Here is a 17,161-nt window from a genome sequence, read left to right on the forward strand (position 1 = left end):
CGGCCCCCGGGAAGGAGCCGCGGCTGTGACCACGCAACGCCGGACCTACTTGTCGCGCTTGAGCGCCTCCAGCGCCCGCACGGTGACCTCGTTCACCGGCCCCATCGCGGAGATGGTGACGACCAGCCCCTGCGACTTGTAGTAGTCGATGATCGGCTCGGTCTGCGTGTGGTAGACCTCGAGCCGCGTGCGGACCGTCTCCTCGGAGTCGTCGTCGCGCTGGTACAGCTCGCCGCCGCAGACGTCGCAGACGCCCTCCTGCTTCGGCGGCGTGTACGTCACGTGGAAGACGTGCGCCGAGTCGTTGCGGCAGACGCGCCGTCCGGCGATCCGCTTGACGACCTCGTCCTCGGGGGCCTCCAGGTCGAGCACCGCGTCGAGCTTCATGTTCTCGCTGTCGAGGAGCTCGTCCAGCGCCTCGGCCTGCGAGACGTTGCGCGGGAAGCCGTCCAGCAGGAAGCCGCCCTCGGCGTCGGGCTGCTCCATCCGGTCCTTCGCCATGGCGATGGTGACCTCGTCCGGTACGAGGTTGCCGGCGTCCATGTAGGACTTGGCGAGCTTGCCCAGCTCGGTCTGCCGGCTGATGTTCGCGCGGAACAGGTCTCCCGTGGAGATGTGCGGAATGTGCAGCGTCTCGGCAAGGCGGGTGGCCTGCGTTCCCTTTCCGGCACCCGGCGGCCCGACGAGGACGATTCGCATCAGCGGAGGAACCCTTCGTAATTGCGCTGCTGGAGCTGGCTCTCGATCTGCTTCACCGTCTCGAGGCCCACACCCACGATGATCAGGATGCTGGTGCCGCCGAACGGGAAGTTCTGGTTTGCCCCGAAACCAGCCAACGCCATTGTCGGGACGAGAGCGATCAGACCCAGGTACAGCGAACCCGGCCAGGTGATCCGGTTGAGTACGTAGCTCAGGTACTCAGCGGTCGGTCGGCCAGCCCGGATGCCCGGGATGAAGCCACCATACTTCTTCATGTTGTCGGCGACTTCCTCGGGGTTGAACGAGATGGCCACGTAGAAGAAGGCGAAGAAGACGATCAGGAAGAAGTACAGGATGATGTGCGGCGTGGCCGCGGTGTCCGCGAGGTTCTTCGTGATCCAGGTGGCCCAGCCGGCCTTCGAGTTGGAGAACTGGACGATCAGCGCCGGGATGTAGAGCAGCGACGAGGCGAAGATGACGGGGATGACGCCCGCCTGGTTCACCTTGAGCGGGATGTACGTCGAGGTACCGCCGTAGGAACGGCGGCCGATCATGCGCTTCGCGTACTGCACCGGGATGCGGCGCTGGGCCTGCTCGACGAAGACGACCAGACCGACCATGGCCAGGCCGACCAGGATGACGGTGCCGAACTCGATCCAGCCGTCGGCCAGCTTGCCCGACGTCTTGATGGCCCACAGCGCGGACGGGAAGGTCGCGGCGATCGAGATGAACATCAGGATCGACATGCCGTTGCCGATGCCGCGGTCGGTGACGAGCTCGCCGAGCCACATGACGACGGCCGTACCGGCGGTCATGCAGATCACCATGACGACGGTGGTGAAGATCGACCGGTCCGGCACGATCTGGCCGGCGACGGTGCAGCCGGAGAAGAGGGCGCCGCTGCGGGCGGTGGCCACCAGGCCGGTGCCCTGCAGGATCGCGAGCGCGATGGTCAGGTAGCGGGTGTACTGCGTGATCTTCGCCGTGCCCGCCTGGCCCTCCTTCTTCAGGGCCTCCAGGCGCGGGATCACCACGGTCAGCAGCTGCAGAATGATGCTCGCCGTGATGTACGGCATGATGCCGAGCGCGAAGACCGTGATCTGCAGCAGGGCGCCACCGCTGAACATGTTGACCAGACCGAAGAGGCCCTGGTTGCCGGACGCCTGGTCCACACACTCCTGGACGCTCTTGTAGTCGACGCCGGGAATCGGGATGTGGGTACCGAGTCGGTACACCACGATGATGCCGAGCGTGAAGAGCAGCTTCTTGCGCAGGTCGGGCGTCTTGAACGCCCGGGCGAACGCGGTGAGCACGGTGCCTCCTGCGACCCCCGCGCTTCTGCGTCAAGGGTGACGGTCTTGAGGTTCGACTGACGACTTAGGGGATAACGGTGAACTGCCGCTCAGAGTGCCTCATGTGTGGCACCCGTGAAAGAGGGCAGCGCAGGCCACCTTACCGGCGGGACCACTTCCCTTGGAACGACCAACCGGGGATACCCCTTTTGTGGAGTATCCCCGGTCGGGTTCGCTCAGGTCATCGAGACGTCTGAAGGGCTCAGACGAGCTCGGTGACGGTACCGCCGGCGGCGGTGATCTTCTCCTTGGCGGAGCCGGAGACGGCGTCGACCGTCACCTGCAGCGCCACGGAGATCTCGCCCTGGCCGAGGACCTTGACGAGGCTGTTCTTGCGAACGGCACCCTTGGCCACGAGGCCCTCGACGGTGACCTCGCCACCCTCGGGGTACAGCGCGGCCAGCTTGTCGAGGTTCACGACCTGGAACTCGGTCTTGAACGGGTTCTTGAAGCCCTTCAGCTTCGGAAGACGCATGTGGAGGGGCATCTGGCCACCCTCGAAGCGCTCCGGAACCTGGTAGCGGGCCTTCGTGCCCTTGGTACCACGACCGGCCGTCTTACCCTTCGACGCCTCACCACGACCCACACGGGTCTTGGCGGTCTTGGCGCCCGGGGCGGGACGGAGGTTGTGGATCTTGAGCGGGTTCTGCTCCGCCATGATCAGTCGACCTCCTCGACCGTCACGAGGTGGCGGACGGTGTGCACCATGCCGCGGAACTCGGGGCGGTCCTCCTTGACGACCTGCGTGTTGATGCCCTTGAGACCAAGGGAGCGCAGGGTGTCACGGTGGTTCTGCTTGCTGCCGATGTAGGACTTGACCTGCGTAATCTTGAGCTGCGCCATGATTACGCACCCGCCCCGGCACGCGCACGGAGAAGAGCCGCGGGGGCGACGTCCTCGAGGGGCAGACCACGGCGGGCCGCGATCTCCTCGGGACGCTGCAGGCCCTTGAGGGCCTCCACGGTCGCGTGCACGATGTTGATGGCGTTGTCGGAGCCGAGCGACTTCGACAGCACGTCGTGGATACCGGCGCACTCGAGCACGGCGCGCACCGGACCACCGGCGATCACACCGGTACCCGGGGACGCGGGCTTGAGCAGGACGACGCCGGCAGCCTTCTCACCCTGGATGGGGTGCGGAATGGTGCCCTGGATGCGGGGGACCTTGAAGAAGTGCTTCTTGGCCTCCTCAACACCCTTGGCGATGGCGGCCGGCACCTCCTTGGCCTTGCCGTATCCGACGCCCACGGTGCCGTCACCGTCGCCCACCACGACCAGCGCGGTGAAGCTGAAGCGACGACCACCCTTCACAACCTTGGCGACGCGGTTGATCGCGACGACACGCTCGACGTAAGCGGTCTTCTCGGCGGCAGCTGCGCCGCCGTCACGGCCCTTCCGGTCCCGCCGCTCGCCGCCACCGGCACCGCTTCCGCGGCGCTGGGGTCCAGCCATTGGAATTACCTCTCTCTTTTTCCGCTAGCTACGGAACCGGCTCAGAACTTCAGTCCGGCTTCGCGGGCGGCGTCCGCCAGAGCGGCGATGCGCCCGGCGTACTGGTTGCCACCACGGTCGAACACGACGGCCTCGACACCGGCGGCCTTGGCGCGCTCGGCGACCAGGGCACCGACCTGCTTGGCCTGCGCCGACTTGTCGGCCTCGCCGCCGCGGATCGAGCTGTCCAGGGTGGACGCCGACGCCAGGGTGTGGCCCTTGAGGTCGTCGATCACCTGGGCCACGATGTGGCGGTTCGAGCGAGTAACGACCAGACGGGGACGCTCCGCCGTACCGGCGATCCGCTTGCGGATCCGGATGTGACGGCGCTTGATCGCGGCGCGCTTGTAGGCGTCGCCCTTGAGGATCTTCTGCCCGTATGCCATGGCTTACTTACCCGCCTTTCCGACCTTGCGGCGGATGACTTCGCCCTCGTACTTGACGCCCTTGGCCTTGTACGGGTCGGGCTTGCGCAGCTTGCGGATGTTGGCCGCAACCTCGCCGACCTTCTGCTTGTCGATGCCCTCGACCGAGAAGCGGGTCGGGGACTCCACCTTGAAGGTGATGCCCTCGGGGGCCTCGACGGTGATCGGGTGGCTGTAACCGAGGGAGAACTCCAGGTTCGAACCCTTGGCGACCACGCGGTAACCGACACCGCTGATCTCGAGCTTCTTCACGTAACCCTGGGTCACGCCGGTGATCATGTTCGCCACCAGCGTGCGGGACAGGCCGTGCAGGGCCTTGCTCTGACGCTCGTCGTTGGGGCGGGTGACGTTCAGAACGCCGTCCTCACCCTTGGCGATGTCGATCGGCGCGACGATGGTGTGGGTCAGCGTGCCCTTGGGGCCCTTGACCGCGACCGTACGGCCGTCGATGGTGACGTCCACGCCGGCGGGAACCGCGATGGGGAGCTTGCCGATGCGCGACATAGCTGTTTCCTCCGTTCCCTTCCGCTACCAGACGTAGGCGAGGACTTCCCCACCCACGCCCTTCTTGCCGGCCTGCTTGTCGGTGAGGAGCCCGTGCGACGTGGAGATGATCGCCACGCCGAGGCCGCCCAGCACCTTCGGCAGGTTGGTGGACTTCGCGTACACCCGGAGACCGGGCTTGGAGATCCGCTTGATGCCCGCGATGGAGCGCTCACGGTTCGGGCCGAACTTCAGCTCGAGGACGAGGTTCTTGCCGACCTCGGCGTCCTCGATCTTCCAGCCCGTGATGAAGCCCTCCTGCTGGAGGATCTCCGCGATGTGAGACTTGATCTTGGACGCCGGCATCGTCACGGAGTCGTGGTACGCCGAGTTCGCGTTCCGCAGACGCGTAAGCATGTCTGCGATCGGATCAGTCATGGTCATGAATTGGCCTTCGGCCTCTCTCGCCGGGGTTTCCTGGTGCGCCATCCCTCTCCCCGATCCGAGACGGGACGGGTGCGGCGCGGTGGACCTACGGCGTAGTAAGTCGTACGGGCGGCAGACGCCCAACCCCGCTAGCCTACGGCATGCGGAGGTGGGCCCCTGCCGACCCAGATGCTTACCGAGAGCCTGAATAACCCGGGATTACCGGATTACCAGGAGCTCTTGGTCACGCCCGGCAGCTCGCCACGGTGAGCCATCTCACGAAGGCACACGCGGCACAGGCCGAACTTGCGGTAGACGGAGTGCGGACGGCCGCAGCGCTGGCAGCGCGTGTAGCCGCGGACACCGAACTTGGGCTTGCGAGCAGCCTTGGCAATCAGAGCCTTCTTCGCCATCTCGCTCACGCCTCCTTGAAGGGGAAGCCGAGGTGACGGAGGAGCGCGCGGCCCTCAGCGTCGTTGGTCGCCGTGGTCACCACGGTGATGTCCATACCCCGGGTGCGGTCGATCTTGTCCTGGTCGATCTCGTGGAACATGACCTGCTCGGTGAGACCGAAGGTGTAGTTGCCACGGCCGTCGAACTGCTTGGGGGACAGACCACGGAAGTCGCGGATGCGCGGCAGCGCGAGCGACAGGGTGCGGTCCAGGAACTCCCACATGCGGTCGCCACGGAGCGTGACGTGGGCACCGATCGGCTGGCCCTCACGCAGCTTGAACTGCGCGATGGACTTGCGGGCCTTGGTGACGGCCGGCTTCTGACCGGTGATCGTGGTGAGGTCGCGGATGGCGCCCTCGATCAGCTTGGAGTCGCGGGCGGCGTCGCCCACACCCATGTTGACCACGATCTTGACGAGGCCCGGAACCTGCATGACGTTCTCGTACGAGAACTCCTCACGCAGCTTGCCGGCGATCTCCTCGCGGTACTTCGTCTTCAGACGCGGAGTGGTGGTGGTCGCCATCAGATGTCCTCACCCGTCCGCTTGGCAACGCGGATCTTGTTGCCCTCGTCGTCGAAGCGGTAACCGACGCGCGTGACGACCTTCTTGCCGTCCTTCTCCACGACCAGCTGGACGTTGGAGACGTGGATCGGGGCCTCGGTGGTCACGATGCCGCCGGCCTGCGAACCGCGAGCGGTCGGACCGGCCTTGGTGTGCTTCTTGACCCGGTTGACACCCTCGACCAGGACGCGGTCCTCGCGGGGGAAGGCCGCGATGACCTTGCCCTGCTTGCCCTTGTCCTTACCGGTGATGACCTGGACCAGGTCGCCCTTCTTGATCTTCATGCTCACAGCACCTCCGGCGCGAGGGAGATGATCTTCATGAACTTCTTCTCGCGCAGCTCACGGCCGACCGGGCCGAAGATACGGGTGCCACGAGGGTCGCCGTCGTTCTTCAGAATGACGGCGGCGTTCTCGTCGAAGCGGATGTACGAGCCGTCCGGACGGCGGCGCTCCTTGACGGTGCGAACGATGACCGCCTTGACGACGTCACCCTTCTTCACGTTGCCACCGGGGATCGCGTCCTTGACGGTGGCGACGATGACGTCACCGATACCCGCGTAGCGGCGACCGGAGCCACCGAGCACACGGATGCAGAGGATCTCCTTCGCACCCGTGTTGTCGGCGACGCGCAGTCGCGACTCCTGCTGGATCACGTCTATCTCCTGATTGTCTGCCGGTTCCCCGGGAGCCGCTCAGCGAGCGGCTCCCGGAGCCTGGCGGAACTGACCTGCGGGGATTACCGCAGGAATTACTTGGCCTTCTCGAGGATCTCGACGACGCGCCAGCGCTTCGTCGCGGACAGCGGCCGGGTCTCCATGAGGAGGACGCGGTCGCCGACGCCCGCGGCGTTCTGCTCGTCGTGGGCCTTGAGCTTGTTCGTACGGCGGATGACCTTGCCGTACAGCGCGTGCTTGACGCGGTCCTCGACGGCGACGACGACGGTCTTGTCCATCTTGTCGCTGACGACCAGACCCTCGCGGGTCTTGCGGAATCCGCGTGCCTCGCCTGCGGCGGAGCCGCCGGTGTTTGCAGTCTCAGTCACGTTGTTCTCGCTCATCAGGCGCTCTCCACCGTCTCGATGCCCAGCTCGCGCTCACGCATCAGGGTGTAGATCCGCGCGATGTCCTTACGGACGGCCTTGAGCCGGCCGTGGTTCTCGAGCTGACCCGTCGCCGCCTGGAAGCGGAGGTTGAACAGCTCTTCCTTGGCTTCGCGGAGCTTGTTCAGCAGCTCCTCGTCACCCAGTTCGCGCAGCTCGGACGCCTTGGTACCGGCCGACATCACGCTTCACCTGCCTCGCGCTTGACGATCCGGCACTTCATCGGCAGCTTGTGGGCCGCACGGGTCAGCGCCTCACGGGCGATCTTCTCGTTGGGGTACGACAGCTCGAACATGACGCGTCCGGGCTTGACGTTGGCGATCCACCACTCGGGAGAACCCTTACCGGAACCCATGCGGGTCTCGGCCGGCTTCTTGGTGAGCGGACGGTCCGGGTAGATGTTGATCCAGACCTTGCCGCCACGCTTGATGTGACGGGTCATCGCGATACGAGCCGCCTCGATCTGGCGGTTCGTGACGTAGGCCGGGGTCAGCGCCTGGATGCCGTACTCGCCGAACGCAACCTGCGTCCCACCCTTGGACATACCGTTGCGCTTCGGGTGGTGCTGCTTGCGGTGCTTGACCCTACGGGGGATCAGCATGTCGGTCAGGCCTCCGTTCCGGTGCTCTCAGCCGGAGCGGCAGCGGCGGGCGCCTCGGCCTTGGGGGCCTCGGCGGCCGGAGCCGACTGCTGCTGCGGCTTGCGACCGCGCCGCTCGCCACCGCGGCCACCACGGGCCGGGCGGTCGGCACCACCACGGGCCGGGCGGTTACCCGCACGGGCCGCAGCGTTCTCGGCGCGGACCTCGGCGATGTTCTTGACGTCGCCCTTGTAGATCCAGACCTTCACGCCGATGCGGCCGAAGGTCGTCTTGGCCTCGAAGAAGCCGTAGTCCACGTTCGCGCGGAGCGTGTGCAGGGGCACGCGGCCCTCGCGGTAGAACTCCGAGCGGGACATCTCGGCGCCACCGAGGCGGCCACCGCACTGGATCTTGATGCCCTTGGCGCCGGCCTTCATCGCCGACTGCATGCTCTTGCGCATGGCACGGCGGAAGGAGACGCGGGAGGAGAGCTGCTCGGCGACGGCCTGGGCCACGAGCTGAGCGTCCGTCTCGGGGTTCTTGACCTCGAGGATGTTCAGCTGGACCTGCTTGCCGGTGAGCTTCTCGAGGTCGCCGCGGATGCGGTCGGCCTCGGCGCCGCGGCGGCCGATGACGATGCCCGGACGAGCGGTGTGGATGTCCACACGCACGCGGTCACGGGTGCGCTCGATCTCGACCTTGGAGATGCCGGCGCGCTCCATGCCGGACGTCATCATCCGACGGATGGCGACGTCTTCCTTGACGTAGTCCTTGTACAGCTTGTCGGCGTACCAACGCGACTTGAAGTCGGTCGTGACACCGAGCCGGAACCCGTGCGGGTTTACCTTCTGGCCCATTACCGGGTTCCTTCCTTGCTGCTGACGACCACGGTGATGTGGCTGGTCCGCTTGCGGATCCGGTAGGCACGGCCCTGGGCGCGCGGCCGGAACCGCTTCAGGGTCGGGCCCTCGTCGACGTAGGCCTCGGAGATGTAGAGGCTGTCGACATCGGTGTGGTCGTAGTTGTGCGCGGCGTTGGCGATGGCGCTGTCCAGCACCTTGCCGACCGGCACGCTCGCGGCCTGCGGGGCGAAACGCAGGACCGCCTGAGCCTCCGTGGCATCCATGCCACGGATGAGGTCCACCACGCGGCGGGCCTTCATGGGCGTGACGCGGATGTACCGCGCCTGGGCCCTGGCTTCCATGGTTGTCCCTTCAGTGTTTGTCATGGTCTTTCACACCCCGCTGACTAGCGGCGCTTCGACTTCCGGTCGTCCTTGACGTGACCCCGGAAGGTGCGCGTCGGCGAGAACTCGCCGAGCTTGTGGCCGACCATGGACTCGGTGACAAACACCGGGATGTGGGTCTTGCCGTTGTGCACCGCGATCGTGTGGCCGAGCATCGCCGGGACGATCATCGAGCGACGGGACCAGGTCTTGATGACGTTCTTGGTACCGGCTTCGTTCTGGGCGTCCACCTTCTTGATCAGGTGGTCGTCGACGAAGGGTCCCTTCTTCAAGCTACGAGGCATCTCAACCCGTCCTTAGCGCTTCTTGTTCGTCTTGCGGCGGCGGACGATGTACTTGTTCGACGCCTTCTTGGGCGAACGAGTACGGCCTTCCTTCTTGCCCCACGGGGACACGGGGTGACGACCACCGGAGGTCCGGCCCTCACCACCACCGTGCGGGTGGTCCACCGGGTTCATGACCACACCACGGACGGTCGGGCGAACGCCCAGCCACCGCTTGCGGCCCGCCTTGCCCCAGTTGATGTTGCTCTGCTCGGCGTTGCCGACCTCGCCGACCGTGGCGCGGCAGCGCTGGTCGACCAGGCGGATCTCTCCGGACGGCATGCGGAGGTGGGCCATCGTGCCCTCCTTCGCGAGCAGCTGCACGGAGGCGCCGGCGGAGCGGGCGAACTTGGCGCCGCCACCGGGACGGAGCTCGATCGCGTGGATCGTGGTACCGACCGGGATGTTGCGGAGGGCCAGGTTGTTGCCCGGCTTGATGTCGGCCCCGGGACCGTTCTCGACGCGGTCACCCTGCTGCAGGTTGCGCGGGGCGAGGATGTAGCGCTTCTCGCCGTCGGCGTAGTGCAGCAGCGCGATGCGCGCGGTGCGGTTGGGGTCGTACTCGATGTGCGCGACCTTCGCCGGCACGCCGTCCTTGTCGTGACGACGGAAGTCGATCACGCGGTAGGCGCGCTTGTGTCCGCCACCCTGGTGGCGAACGGTCACACGACCGGCGTTGTTACGGCCGCCCTTGCTGTGCAGCGGGCGGACCAGCGACTTCTCCGGCGTGGACCGCGTGACCTCGACGAAGTCGGCGACGCTGGAGCCACGACGGCCCGGAGTCGTCGGCTTGTACTTGCGGATACCCATTTCTCAGTCCTCGTCCGATATCGGACGATCCGGACCTCCGTCAGGAGGTCGGACCGCCGAAGATGTCGATACGGTCGCCCTCGGCGAGGGTCACGATCGCGCGCTTGCTGTCGGCACGCTTGCCGAAGCCGGTGCGGGTCCGCTTGCGCTTGCCCTGGCGGTTGATCGTGTTGACCCCGGTGACCTTGACCGAGAAGACCGCCTGGACGGCCTCCTTGATCTGGGTCTTGTTGGAGCCCGGCGCGACGATGAACGTGTACTTGTTCTCGTCGAGCAGCGCGTAGCTCTTCTCGGACACGACCGGCTTGAGCAGCACGTCACGGGGGTCCGTGAAGGCCTTGCTCGCCGGGGTGACGACGGTGTTCTTGCCCTCGGCCTCGTGGCGACGCGCCTTGGCGACGCGCGCGGCCTTGGCCGCCTTGGCGGCCTTCGAGGCGATGCTCGGGTGACGCGTAGCCATCAGGCCTCGCTCCCTTCGGTGTCATTGGCCTTCGGGCCGGACACGAAGGACTCGAAGGCGGCCTGGGTGAAGACCACGTCGTCCGAGACGAGAACGTCGTACGTGTTCAGCTGGCCCGGCTCCAGAATGTGGATCTGGGGCAGGTTGCGGGCGGACAGCCACGCGGCCTCGTCGGAGCGGTCGGCGACGAGCAGCAGGTTCTTGCGCTCGCTGATCTTGCCGAACAGGCTCTTGGCGGCCTTGGTGGAGGGGGTCTCGCCCTCGATCACGCCGGTGACGACGTGGATGCGGTTGTGGCGGGCCCGGTCGGTGAGGGCGTGGCGCAGGGCCGCGGCCTTCATCTTCTTCGGGGTCCGCTGCGAGTAGTCGCGCGGCACGGGACCGTGCACGACGCCACCGCCGGCGAACTGCGGCGCACGGGTCGAACCCTGGCGCGCGCGGCCGGTGCCCTTCTGGCGGTACGGCTTCTTGCCGCCACCACGGACTTCACCGCGGGTCTTGGTCTTGTGCGTGCCCTGGCGGGCAGCGGCCAGCTGCGCGACGACGACCTGGTGGATCAGCGGGACGCTGACCTTCTCAACGCCGAAGATCTCCGCGGGGAGCTCGACGGTACCGGCCTTGTCGCCCGCCGGCGAAAGGATGTCAACAGTGCTCATCGGTTACCTCAGGCCCCCTTGGCCGCGGTGCGGACCAGGACGAGGCCGCCGTTCGGACCGGGAACCGCGCCCTTGATGAGCAGCAGACCCTTCTCCGCGTCAACGGCGTGGACGGTCAGGTTCTGGGTGGTGACCCGCTCGTTGCCCATACGGCCGGCCATGCGGAGGCCCTTGAACACGCGACCCGGGGTGGCGCAGCCACCGATGGAGCCGGGCGAGCGGTGCTTGCGCTGGGTGCCGTGACCGGCGCCGAGGCCCTTGAAGTTGTGACGCTTCATGACACCGGCGAAGCCCTTGCCCTTGCTCTTGCCGGTCACGTCGACCTTGACACCGGACTCGAACACCTCAGCGGTGATCTCCTGGCCCAGGGTGTACTCGGCGGCGTCCGCGGTGCGGATCTCGACAAGGTGGCGGCGGGGGGTGACGTCGGCCTTGGCGAAGTGGCCCTTGAGGGGCTTGTTCACCTTGCGCGGGTCGATCTCGCCGAAGGCGATCTGGACGGACTCGTAGCCGTCGACGTCGTTCGTGCGGACCTGGGTGACGACGTTGGGGCCGGCCTTGACGACGGTGACCGGAACAACGCGGTTGTTCTCGTCCCACACCTGCGTCATGCCGAGCTTCTCGCCCAGGATGCCCTTGATCTGCTTGGTCATCTTCAGATCACCGGCCTCAGAGCTTGATCTCGATGTCGACACCGGCCGGGAGGTCGAGTCGCATCAGAGAGTCAACGGTCTTGGGGGTCGGGTCGAGGATGTCGATCAGGCGCTTGTGCGTGCGCATCTCGAAGTGCTCGCGCGAGTCCTTGTACTTGTGCGGCGACTTGATGACGCAGTACACGTTCTTCTCAGTGGGCAGCGGCACCGGGCCCGCGACCGACGCACCAGTACGCGTCACCGTCTCGACGATCTTCTTCGCCGAGGAGTCGATGACCTCGTGGTCGTAGGCCTTGAGCCGGATGCGGATCTTCTGTCCCGCCATGGCTACTTCGTAGTCCTGTCTCTCGAAAACGCTCTGGAACCCGGTGTTCGAACCCCTTCGGCCGACCCACGCGGTCGGGCGTGTCGCACTCCCGCTGACACAGATGTCCTTCTCCAGGACTTCCCTGCTGGGGGAGCGCGGCCCTTCCGGAACCGCAGGCCGGGGGCGAAAGGCCCACCGAGTGCCTGGCCTGCACCCCGCTGACACTTCCCGGAAGATTCCCATACTTCCGCCCCTGATCAGGGGCGACGAGTACTGTGGGACTCGCTTCCGGTCCTCCCGGCGGGAGGCGCGCAGCATCGGCACTCGACCGAGCAACCCCGCTAGTCTGCCATACGGGACGGGGGCCTGGCCAATCGAGCCGGAGAGAATACCCCGCACGTGACGCGGATCAAACCGCGGCCCGCCGGGCGAGGGCGCGGGGCGGGACATGCCGGGACATTCGGGAGGGGACGAGCATGACCGAGGCCTGAACGACCGGAACGCCGGAAGCCGAACAGCTCGGCGAGGCGTCGCTCCGGGCGGCCGATCGCGTGGACAAGTGGTCGATCACCTGGATCCTGCTGTCCCTGGCCCTGTGGGGCTGCTTCGCGATCCTGATGCTCAGCTCCTACGGCGGCGACAGCGAGCCGCGCTGCGAGGGTCCGCTGCTCGACCCGTTCCAGCGCACCGACGGCGCCTGCGCCAGCGAACTCCGCCAGTGGCCGGCCCTGCTCGGCATCCTCGCCCTGTCGACCATCGCGACGATCGTGGCAGCGGCGACGACGGTCTACGCGAAGTTGCTGACGCGCCTGGCGAGGACGTCCGGCCGCCCGGGGCCGGACGCCGGAACGGGACCGGGCACCGCCTGATCAGACGCGCCCGTCACACAGTGAGGTGCGGGCGGCTCGCGGCCATCCGTGTCAGTGGCTCGGTCTCCTGTTCTTCGGCGGCGAAGACGGAGGCGCCGTATCACCCTGGAGAACATCCCGGAGGAGGCGTACGAGTACCAGCTCGGGTCGCGCTCCGCCATCGAATGGATCATCGACCGGTACCAGGTGAGGACCGATCCCAAGTCCGGCATCGTCAACGATCCCAACGACTGGTCCGACGATCCGCGCTACATCGTCGACCTGCTCAGGCGCATCATGACGGTCAGTCTCGCCACCATCGAGATCGTCAGGCACCTCCCGCCGCTCGACATCATCGAAGACGCCGGCTGATCCGCCGCCGACGCGGAACACCCCACGTGAGGCTCCGGCTTCTCGTGGGGTGCGGGCGTCGAGAGGTCAGCTCTGCGACGCGTAGGTCACGAAGTCCGCCCACGCCTCGGGTGTGAGCGCGAGTCGGGGGCCGGACGTGTTCTTGGAGTCGCGGACGTGGACTGTGGCGGGGGTGGGGGCGACTTCAACGCAGTCGTTGCCGTTACTGCTGCTGCTGTAGCTGCTCTTGAACCAGTGGAGTTCCGGCGTGCTCATAGCTCTCCCAGCATTTGCTCGATGAAGACCAGAGACTCCTCTGGTGTGAGCGCCTGAGCCCGGATGATGCCATAGCGCAGATCGAGAACGCGGAGCTGCCTGGGGTGCGAGACCGGGCGGCCTCCGAAGTCACCTTCGGTACGCCCCATCCCCGTACCGTCCGCGAACTTGAGCACCTCGACAAGCCCACCCGTTCCCGGGTGGTTCGCGTGGGCGGTAGGCATCACCTGAAGCTCCACGAACGGCAACTTCGCCACGTCCAGCATGTGTTCGAGCTGTCGGCGCAGCACCATTGTGCCTCCGACCGGGCGGCGCAGCGTCACCTCTTCCAGGACGAAGCTGAACTCTGGCGCGGGTGAGCGCTCGAAGACGGACTTCCGGGCCATACGAGCGACCGTCATACGCTCCAGTTCGTCCGGCGAGTAGGCGGGACGCCAGGTACGAAGCAGCGCCCGCGCGTACTCCTCCGTCTGCAACAACCCGTGGATGTTGTGATTGCTGTACAGCAGCATCTCCACCGACCGTTCCTCCAGCTCGGCCAACTGCCGCACCTTCTTCGGATACCGTGCCTTGCGCATGTCCTCCATGAAGGCCCTCAGATGCCCCTGCGCCTTCAGGATCTGGTCCGCTCTGTCCAGGTACTCCGGGCGGGGAATGCGGGCCCCTCGCTCGATTTTGCGGATCATGTCCTCGCCGTATCCGAGGGCGGCCGCCAGCTCGGGCACGCTCATCCCGGCGGCCTCCCGGCATACCTTGAGCAGGCGGCCCACCGCCTGCACCACCGGCTCGATCTCGTCACCCGGCTCGACATCCCAGCCCGCCTCGTCGACACCCTCGTCCACGGCTGCTCCTCCTTCGGCGCGTACTCGTACTCCGTACAACGCCTGGGACAGCCGAGACAGCCGAGACAAAAGCCGGGACAGTGACGGTACGTGCAGGCGTTGTCACTCATCCACGGAATCAGGTTCGGCCACGCTGAGTGACGTGAATCAAGACATGCGTGCCCCTGAAAACCACCTCGCCCGCCCCGTTCGTAACCTCAGCCTCCAGCTGTCCTCCACGCCGCGCGGCGCCCGTCTCGCTCGGCTGCTCGCCACCGAGCAACTGCGCACGTGGGGGCTGCCGTCGCATCCGGCAGAGCTCATCGTCGGGGAGCTGGCGGCCAACGCCGTCACCCACGGCCGCGTCCCCGGCCGGGACTTCCAGCTGCTGCTGTACGTCGTCGGTGACACTCTCCGCATCGAGGTCACCGACACGCGCGGTGACCGGTTGCCGTGCCCGCAGCACTCCACCGACGACGCCGAGTCCGGCCGCGGCCTGCTGCTCGTGGAGGCCCTCGCCGACCGTTGGGGCGTCGCCCCCGGCCCGCCCCCACTCAAGACCGTCTGGGCCGAGGTGGGGACCGGGTCCGCCGGACAGTGCCCCGCCCCACCCCGGCGGTAGCGGACGGCGCGGCTCAGGGCAGCTCGGCCCACGTCCCCATCGTGGTCTCCAGCGTCCAGATGCGGACCTCGGCCCGCGCCCGGGCCGCATACAGGTCCCGCTCGGAGACGATGCTCAGGTCGCCGGTGCCCAGCTGCTGTCGTACGGCGTGCGTGGCCAGGTCCATGCCGGTGGTACCGCCGTCACAGAGCGAGGTGAGGAAGGCACCGTCCCAGGTCCGCTCGTGCAGCACCCAGGGCGCCTCCCCGCGCGCGGTCCTGCGCAGCATGCTCATGAAATCCGCAGCACACTTCCGGCGGGCATCACCGTTCTTGATCTGGAAGACGTGGTTGCCGGTCTCGATCACGGTCGCGGTCGGCAGCACGAAGCGCACCTTGGATTTCAGCCGGACGTCCATCTCCGACAGGACTTCGTCGCGGTGGGCGTTCATATGAGGTACGCCGAGGATTTCGACGAAGACGGAGGTGTCCAGGAAGTCGACGACGGGGAGACGCAGCCCGGACTGTTGCTGTCTGCTCACGGGCTCACAGGCTCCTCAGGAAGTCCTCGACGCTTGTCACGCCCTCTTCCCGGGGGCGCACGGCATCCGGCAGGCGCCCCTTGGTCACCGCGTCGCCGAGGTCTCCCGCGGCCAGGAGATCGACATAGCCGGGCAGTTCCGTGAGGCGGGTCAGCCGGCTCTCCCCCGACTCCGGGTCCCGGCTGCACACGACGACTCCCGGATGGTCCTGTGCGTTCAGAGAGTTGAGCAGGGCCGGGCTGTGGGTGGTGAAGAGCACATCGATGCGTCGCCGCTGGGACTCCTCCTTCATCAGGCGCAGTACCCGTGCGGCCTGGGTGGGGTAGAGGCCGTTCTCGATCTCCTCGATCACCAGGTGCCGCTGCGTCAGGAGCGGCTCGTCGCCACCGCCGGAGACGGGCGCACTCAGCAAGGCGGTGCCGAAGGCCAGGAATCGCAGCATGCCGTCACTCAGGAGCCGTGCCGGGACGTCGTGCTCCGCTCCGTGATATCCCGCCTCGCGCAGTACCAGTTGCACATCCCCCAACTTGGTGCCGACACTGCTCACCCCCCGCACCGGGTATTCGGGCATTCCCGCCACCAGCTCCGTAAGCCTGTCGAAAGCGGCGGGATCGGTCTTGGCCAGGCCCGCGACCGCTGCGCTCAGATTGTCGGCGCTGCGTCTGAGCTCCACGTCGCGCGCGTTGACGTACTGCCTCATGAGATGCGGAACCGGATCAAGGAGGAAGACGTCCCGCAGAACGGCGAGCACGTCCTGCGCCGCTCGGTGCACGAGCTTCGTGGCCTCCGTGGTCGCGGGCAGCCTCACCGGCACCTGCCCGGCCAGCAGCCGGTCGGCGGCGAACGGTACTCCCGGGTCGAGACCACGCCGCCCGTTGAAGTAGCGGACGTTGAGGTCACTGCGGCGTGCGTCCGGTGCGTCGCTCGCCAGGAGGGAGCGTCCCGCCGCCAGTCGACGGCCTGCGTAGGGCACGCCCTCGACCGCCGTCAGTTCCTCACGGAGGATGCGCACCTCAGGCGAGACCGCGATCACCACGTCCAGGTCGAAAACCGCCTCTCCGGACCGCACGCGGCACCCGAGCCCGAAACGGTCCTCCCCCAGCGGCGCGCACCCCTCGGCGCCACCTCGGATCGGTTCCTCCCCCCCGCTGCGCGGCCCGTCCAGTGCGTCCCGCACCGGCTCTCCCAGTGCCAGCCGGGACAGCACCATCAGCCCGTCCAGCGCGTTGGACTTTCCGCTGCCGTTGCGCCCGATCAGCACGGTGAGGTCCTGCAAGGGCAGGCGCTGCTCGGTGAAGCTCTTGAAGGAGGTCAGCCGCACCTCCTCAAGGCGGGGAGTCTCCACCGGACACCTCTCTCGTTCGCTGTCGACCTGGCACAGTCCTGACCCCAGCTAAGCAGCAGCCCTCGTACCCGTCCAACGGCGGCCTACCGGTGTGCCGCACAGTCAACCGGCCACCTGCAGCACGGCGAAGCGCGACAGTTGCTGGAGCTCTGCCGCTGTTCTGCGTCCAGTTGCGGGCGTGGGCGGTGTCCAGAGCGCCGCCCTTCACCTCTGACCCACGCGGTCGGGCATGTCGCGCTCCTGCTGACACAGATGTCCCTTTGGGGACTTCTCTGCCGGGGGCGTGCGGGCCCTTCCGGAACCGCGGGCGGGGCGAGAAGCCCACCGGGTGCCTGGTCTGCACCCCGGTGAC

General features: G+C 67.0%; 30 protein-coding genes. 3 read left to right on the plus strand and 27 right to left on the minus strand.

Going from position 1 to position 17,161, the window contains the following annotated elements; genetic code table 11:
* Positions 1–45: 45 nt before the first annotated feature.
* The 23 genes from JHAT_RS04630 to rpsJ form a co-directional block, all read right to left on the minus strand.
* The gene (locus tag JHAT_RS04630) at positions 46–699 is read right to left on the minus strand and encodes an adenylate kinase (protein WP_077796749.1); all 654 of its coding nucleotides are present in this window, start codon (positions 697–699) and stop codon (positions 46–48) included.
* Complete coding sequence (secY, locus tag JHAT_RS04635; RefSeq protein WP_077796750.1) at positions 699–2,012, minus strand: preprotein translocase subunit SecY; 1,314 nt, start codon at positions 2,010–2,012, stop codon at positions 699–701. Before secY ends, JHAT_RS04630 begins: the two co-directional genes overlap by 1 nt.
* Before the next feature lie 241 nt (positions 2,013–2,253).
* Positions 2,254–2,709, minus strand: coding sequence for a 50S ribosomal protein L15 (gene rplO / locus JHAT_RS04640; RefSeq protein WP_023547373.1), 456 nt, complete (start codon positions 2,707–2,709; stop codon positions 2,254–2,256).
* 2 nt (positions 2,710–2,711) lie between these two features.
* A complete protein-coding gene (gene rpmD, locus JHAT_RS04645) occupies positions 2,712–2,894 on the minus strand; it encodes a 50S ribosomal protein L30 (protein WP_003974250.1) in 183 nt (60 codons plus the stop codon).
* Between the two features lie 2 nt (positions 2,895–2,896).
* Positions 2,897–3,502, minus strand: coding sequence for a 30S ribosomal protein S5 (gene rpsE, locus JHAT_RS04650; protein ID WP_019753099.1), 606 nt, complete (start codon positions 3,500–3,502; stop codon positions 2,897–2,899).
* A 41-nt stretch (positions 3,503–3,543) separates the two neighbouring features.
* Positions 3,544–3,927 (minus strand): 50S ribosomal protein L18, encoded by a 384-nt coding sequence (gene rplR / locus JHAT_RS04655; protein WP_019329629.1) that lies wholly within the window; start codon positions 3,925–3,927, stop codon positions 3,544–3,546.
* Positions 3,928–3,930: 3 nt separating this feature from the next.
* On the minus strand, positions 3,931–4,470 hold the full coding sequence (gene rplF, locus JHAT_RS04660) for a 50S ribosomal protein L6 (protein ID WP_077796751.1): 540 nt from the start codon (positions 4,468–4,470) through the stop codon (positions 3,931–3,933).
* A 24-nt stretch (positions 4,471–4,494) separates the two neighbouring features.
* Positions 4,495–4,893 (minus strand): 30S ribosomal protein S8, encoded by a 399-nt coding sequence (gene rpsH / locus JHAT_RS04665; RefSeq protein ID WP_007494756.1) that lies wholly within the window; start codon positions 4,891–4,893, stop codon positions 4,495–4,497.
* A 209-nt stretch (positions 4,894–5,102) separates the two neighbouring features.
* On the minus strand, positions 5,103–5,288 hold the full coding sequence (locus JHAT_RS04675) for a type Z 30S ribosomal protein S14 (protein WP_003948630.1): 186 nt from the start codon (positions 5,286–5,288) through the stop codon (positions 5,103–5,105).
* Between the two features lie 5 nt (positions 5,289–5,293).
* Positions 5,294–5,851 (minus strand): 50S ribosomal protein L5, encoded by a 558-nt coding sequence (gene rplE, locus JHAT_RS04680; protein ID WP_077796752.1) that lies wholly within the window; start codon positions 5,849–5,851, stop codon positions 5,294–5,296.
* Positions 5,851–6,174, minus strand: a complete 324-nt coding sequence (rplX, locus tag JHAT_RS04685) for a 50S ribosomal protein L24 (RefSeq protein ID WP_010036713.1) — start codon at positions 6,172–6,174, stop codon at positions 5,851–5,853. Before rplX ends, rplE begins: the two co-directional genes overlap by 1 nt.
* Positions 6,175–6,176: 2 nt before the next feature.
* Complete coding sequence (gene rplN, locus JHAT_RS04690; protein ID WP_003998823.1) at positions 6,177–6,545, minus strand: 50S ribosomal protein L14; 369 nt, start codon at positions 6,543–6,545, stop codon at positions 6,177–6,179.
* A gap of 95 nt (positions 6,546–6,640) precedes the next feature.
* Positions 6,641–6,949: a 30S ribosomal protein S17 gene (rpsQ, locus tag JHAT_RS04695; protein ID WP_077796753.1), complete on the minus strand. Its 309-nt coding sequence runs from the start codon at positions 6,947–6,949 to the stop codon at positions 6,641–6,643.
* Positions 6,949–7,173, minus strand: a complete 225-nt coding sequence (gene rpmC, locus JHAT_RS04700) for a 50S ribosomal protein L29 (RefSeq protein WP_005481220.1) — start codon at positions 7,171–7,173, stop codon at positions 6,949–6,951. Before rpmC ends, rpsQ begins: the two co-directional genes overlap by 1 nt.
* Positions 7,173–7,592 (minus strand): 50S ribosomal protein L16, encoded by a 420-nt coding sequence (gene rplP, locus JHAT_RS04705; protein WP_009190136.1) that lies wholly within the window; start codon positions 7,590–7,592, stop codon positions 7,173–7,175. The genes rpmC and rplP overlap by 1 nt, the downstream gene beginning before the upstream one ends.
* Before the next feature lie 5 nt (positions 7,593–7,597).
* Positions 7,598–8,428 carry a 30S ribosomal protein S3 gene (gene rpsC / locus JHAT_RS04710; RefSeq protein WP_009190135.1) on the minus strand — a complete coding sequence of 277 codons (831 nt, stop codon included), beginning with the start codon at positions 8,426–8,428 and terminating at the stop codon, positions 7,598–7,600.
* Positions 8,428–8,775, minus strand: a complete 348-nt coding sequence (gene rplV / locus JHAT_RS04715) for a 50S ribosomal protein L22 (RefSeq protein WP_028420772.1) — start codon at positions 8,773–8,775, stop codon at positions 8,428–8,430. The genes rpsC and rplV overlap by 1 nt, the downstream gene beginning before the upstream one ends.
* 44 nt (positions 8,776–8,819) lie before the next feature.
* On the minus strand, positions 8,820–9,101 hold the full coding sequence (rpsS, locus tag JHAT_RS04720; protein WP_010036728.1) for a 30S ribosomal protein S19: 282 nt from the start codon (positions 9,099–9,101) through the stop codon (positions 8,820–8,822).
* A 12-nt stretch (positions 9,102–9,113) separates the two neighbouring features.
* Positions 9,114–9,950 (minus strand): 50S ribosomal protein L2, encoded by an 837-nt coding sequence (gene rplB, locus JHAT_RS04725; protein ID WP_003974264.1) that lies wholly within the window; start codon positions 9,948–9,950, stop codon positions 9,114–9,116.
* A gap of 40 nt (positions 9,951–9,990) precedes the next feature.
* Positions 9,991–10,410, minus strand: a complete 420-nt coding sequence (rplW, locus tag JHAT_RS04730) for a 50S ribosomal protein L23 (protein WP_007443985.1) — start codon at positions 10,408–10,410, stop codon at positions 9,991–9,993.
* Positions 10,410–11,066, minus strand: a complete 657-nt coding sequence (gene rplD / locus JHAT_RS04735; protein WP_077796754.1) for a 50S ribosomal protein L4 — start codon at positions 11,064–11,066, stop codon at positions 10,410–10,412. The genes rplW and rplD overlap by 1 nt, the downstream gene beginning before the upstream one ends.
* 8 nt (positions 11,067–11,074) lie before the next feature.
* Positions 11,075–11,719 carry a 50S ribosomal protein L3 gene (gene rplC / locus JHAT_RS04740; RefSeq protein ID WP_037858413.1) on the minus strand — a complete coding sequence of 215 codons (645 nt, stop codon included), beginning with the start codon at positions 11,717–11,719 and terminating at the stop codon, positions 11,075–11,077.
* A gap of 16 nt (positions 11,720–11,735) precedes the next feature.
* Positions 11,736–12,044: a 30S ribosomal protein S10 gene (rpsJ, locus tag JHAT_RS04745; protein WP_003948644.1), complete on the minus strand. Its 309-nt coding sequence runs from the start codon at positions 12,042–12,044 to the stop codon at positions 11,736–11,738.
* Positions 12,045–12,577: 533 nt separating this feature from the next.
* On the opposite strand from rpsJ, the gene JHAT_RS04750 reads away from it, so the two are divergent.
* On the plus strand, positions 12,578–12,895 hold the full coding sequence (locus tag JHAT_RS04750; protein WP_077796755.1) for a hypothetical protein: 318 nt from the start codon (positions 12,578–12,580) through the stop codon (positions 12,893–12,895).
* Positions 12,896–12,949: 54 nt separating this feature from the next.
* Complete coding sequence (locus tag JHAT_RS04755; protein WP_216353419.1) at positions 12,950–13,246, plus strand: type ISP restriction/modification enzyme; 297 nt, start codon at positions 12,950–12,952, stop codon at positions 13,244–13,246.
* Between the two features lie 66 nt (positions 13,247–13,312).
* Here JHAT_RS04755 and JHAT_RS04760 read toward each other — a convergent pair whose 3' ends face one another.
* Together JHAT_RS04760 and JHAT_RS04765 are read right to left on the minus strand one after the other, a co-directional pair.
* Positions 13,313–13,501, minus strand: coding sequence for a DUF397 domain-containing protein (locus JHAT_RS04760; RefSeq protein ID WP_077796756.1), 189 nt, complete (start codon positions 13,499–13,501; stop codon positions 13,313–13,315).
* Positions 13,498–14,343: a helix-turn-helix transcriptional regulator gene (locus JHAT_RS04765; protein WP_077796757.1), complete on the minus strand. Its 846-nt coding sequence runs from the start codon at positions 14,341–14,343 to the stop codon at positions 13,498–13,500. The genes JHAT_RS04760 and JHAT_RS04765 overlap by 4 nt, the downstream gene beginning before the upstream one ends.
* A 154-nt stretch (positions 14,344–14,497) precedes the next feature.
* Between JHAT_RS04765 and JHAT_RS04770 the strand changes: the two genes are divergently transcribed.
* Positions 14,498–14,944, plus strand: coding sequence for an ATP-binding protein (locus JHAT_RS04770; RefSeq protein WP_077796758.1), 447 nt, complete (start codon positions 14,498–14,500; stop codon positions 14,942–14,944).
* A gap of 13 nt (positions 14,945–14,957) precedes the next feature.
* Here JHAT_RS04770 and JHAT_RS04775 read toward each other — a convergent pair whose 3' ends face one another.
* Positions 14,958–15,464 (minus strand): hypothetical protein, encoded by a 507-nt coding sequence (locus JHAT_RS04775; protein ID WP_077796759.1) that lies wholly within the window; start codon positions 15,462–15,464, stop codon positions 14,958–14,960.
* A gap of 4 nt (positions 15,465–15,468) precedes the next feature.
* Complete coding sequence (locus JHAT_RS04780) at positions 15,469–16,809, minus strand: AAA family ATPase (protein ID WP_077796760.1); 1,341 nt, start codon at positions 16,807–16,809, stop codon at positions 15,469–15,471.
* Positions 16,810–17,161: the final 352 nt, after the last annotated feature.

The organism is Streptomyces sp. JHA26 (assembly GCF_002005565.1).
In the GTDB taxonomy this organism is placed as follows: domain Bacteria; phylum Actinomycetota; class Actinomycetes; order Streptomycetales; family Streptomycetaceae; genus Streptomyces.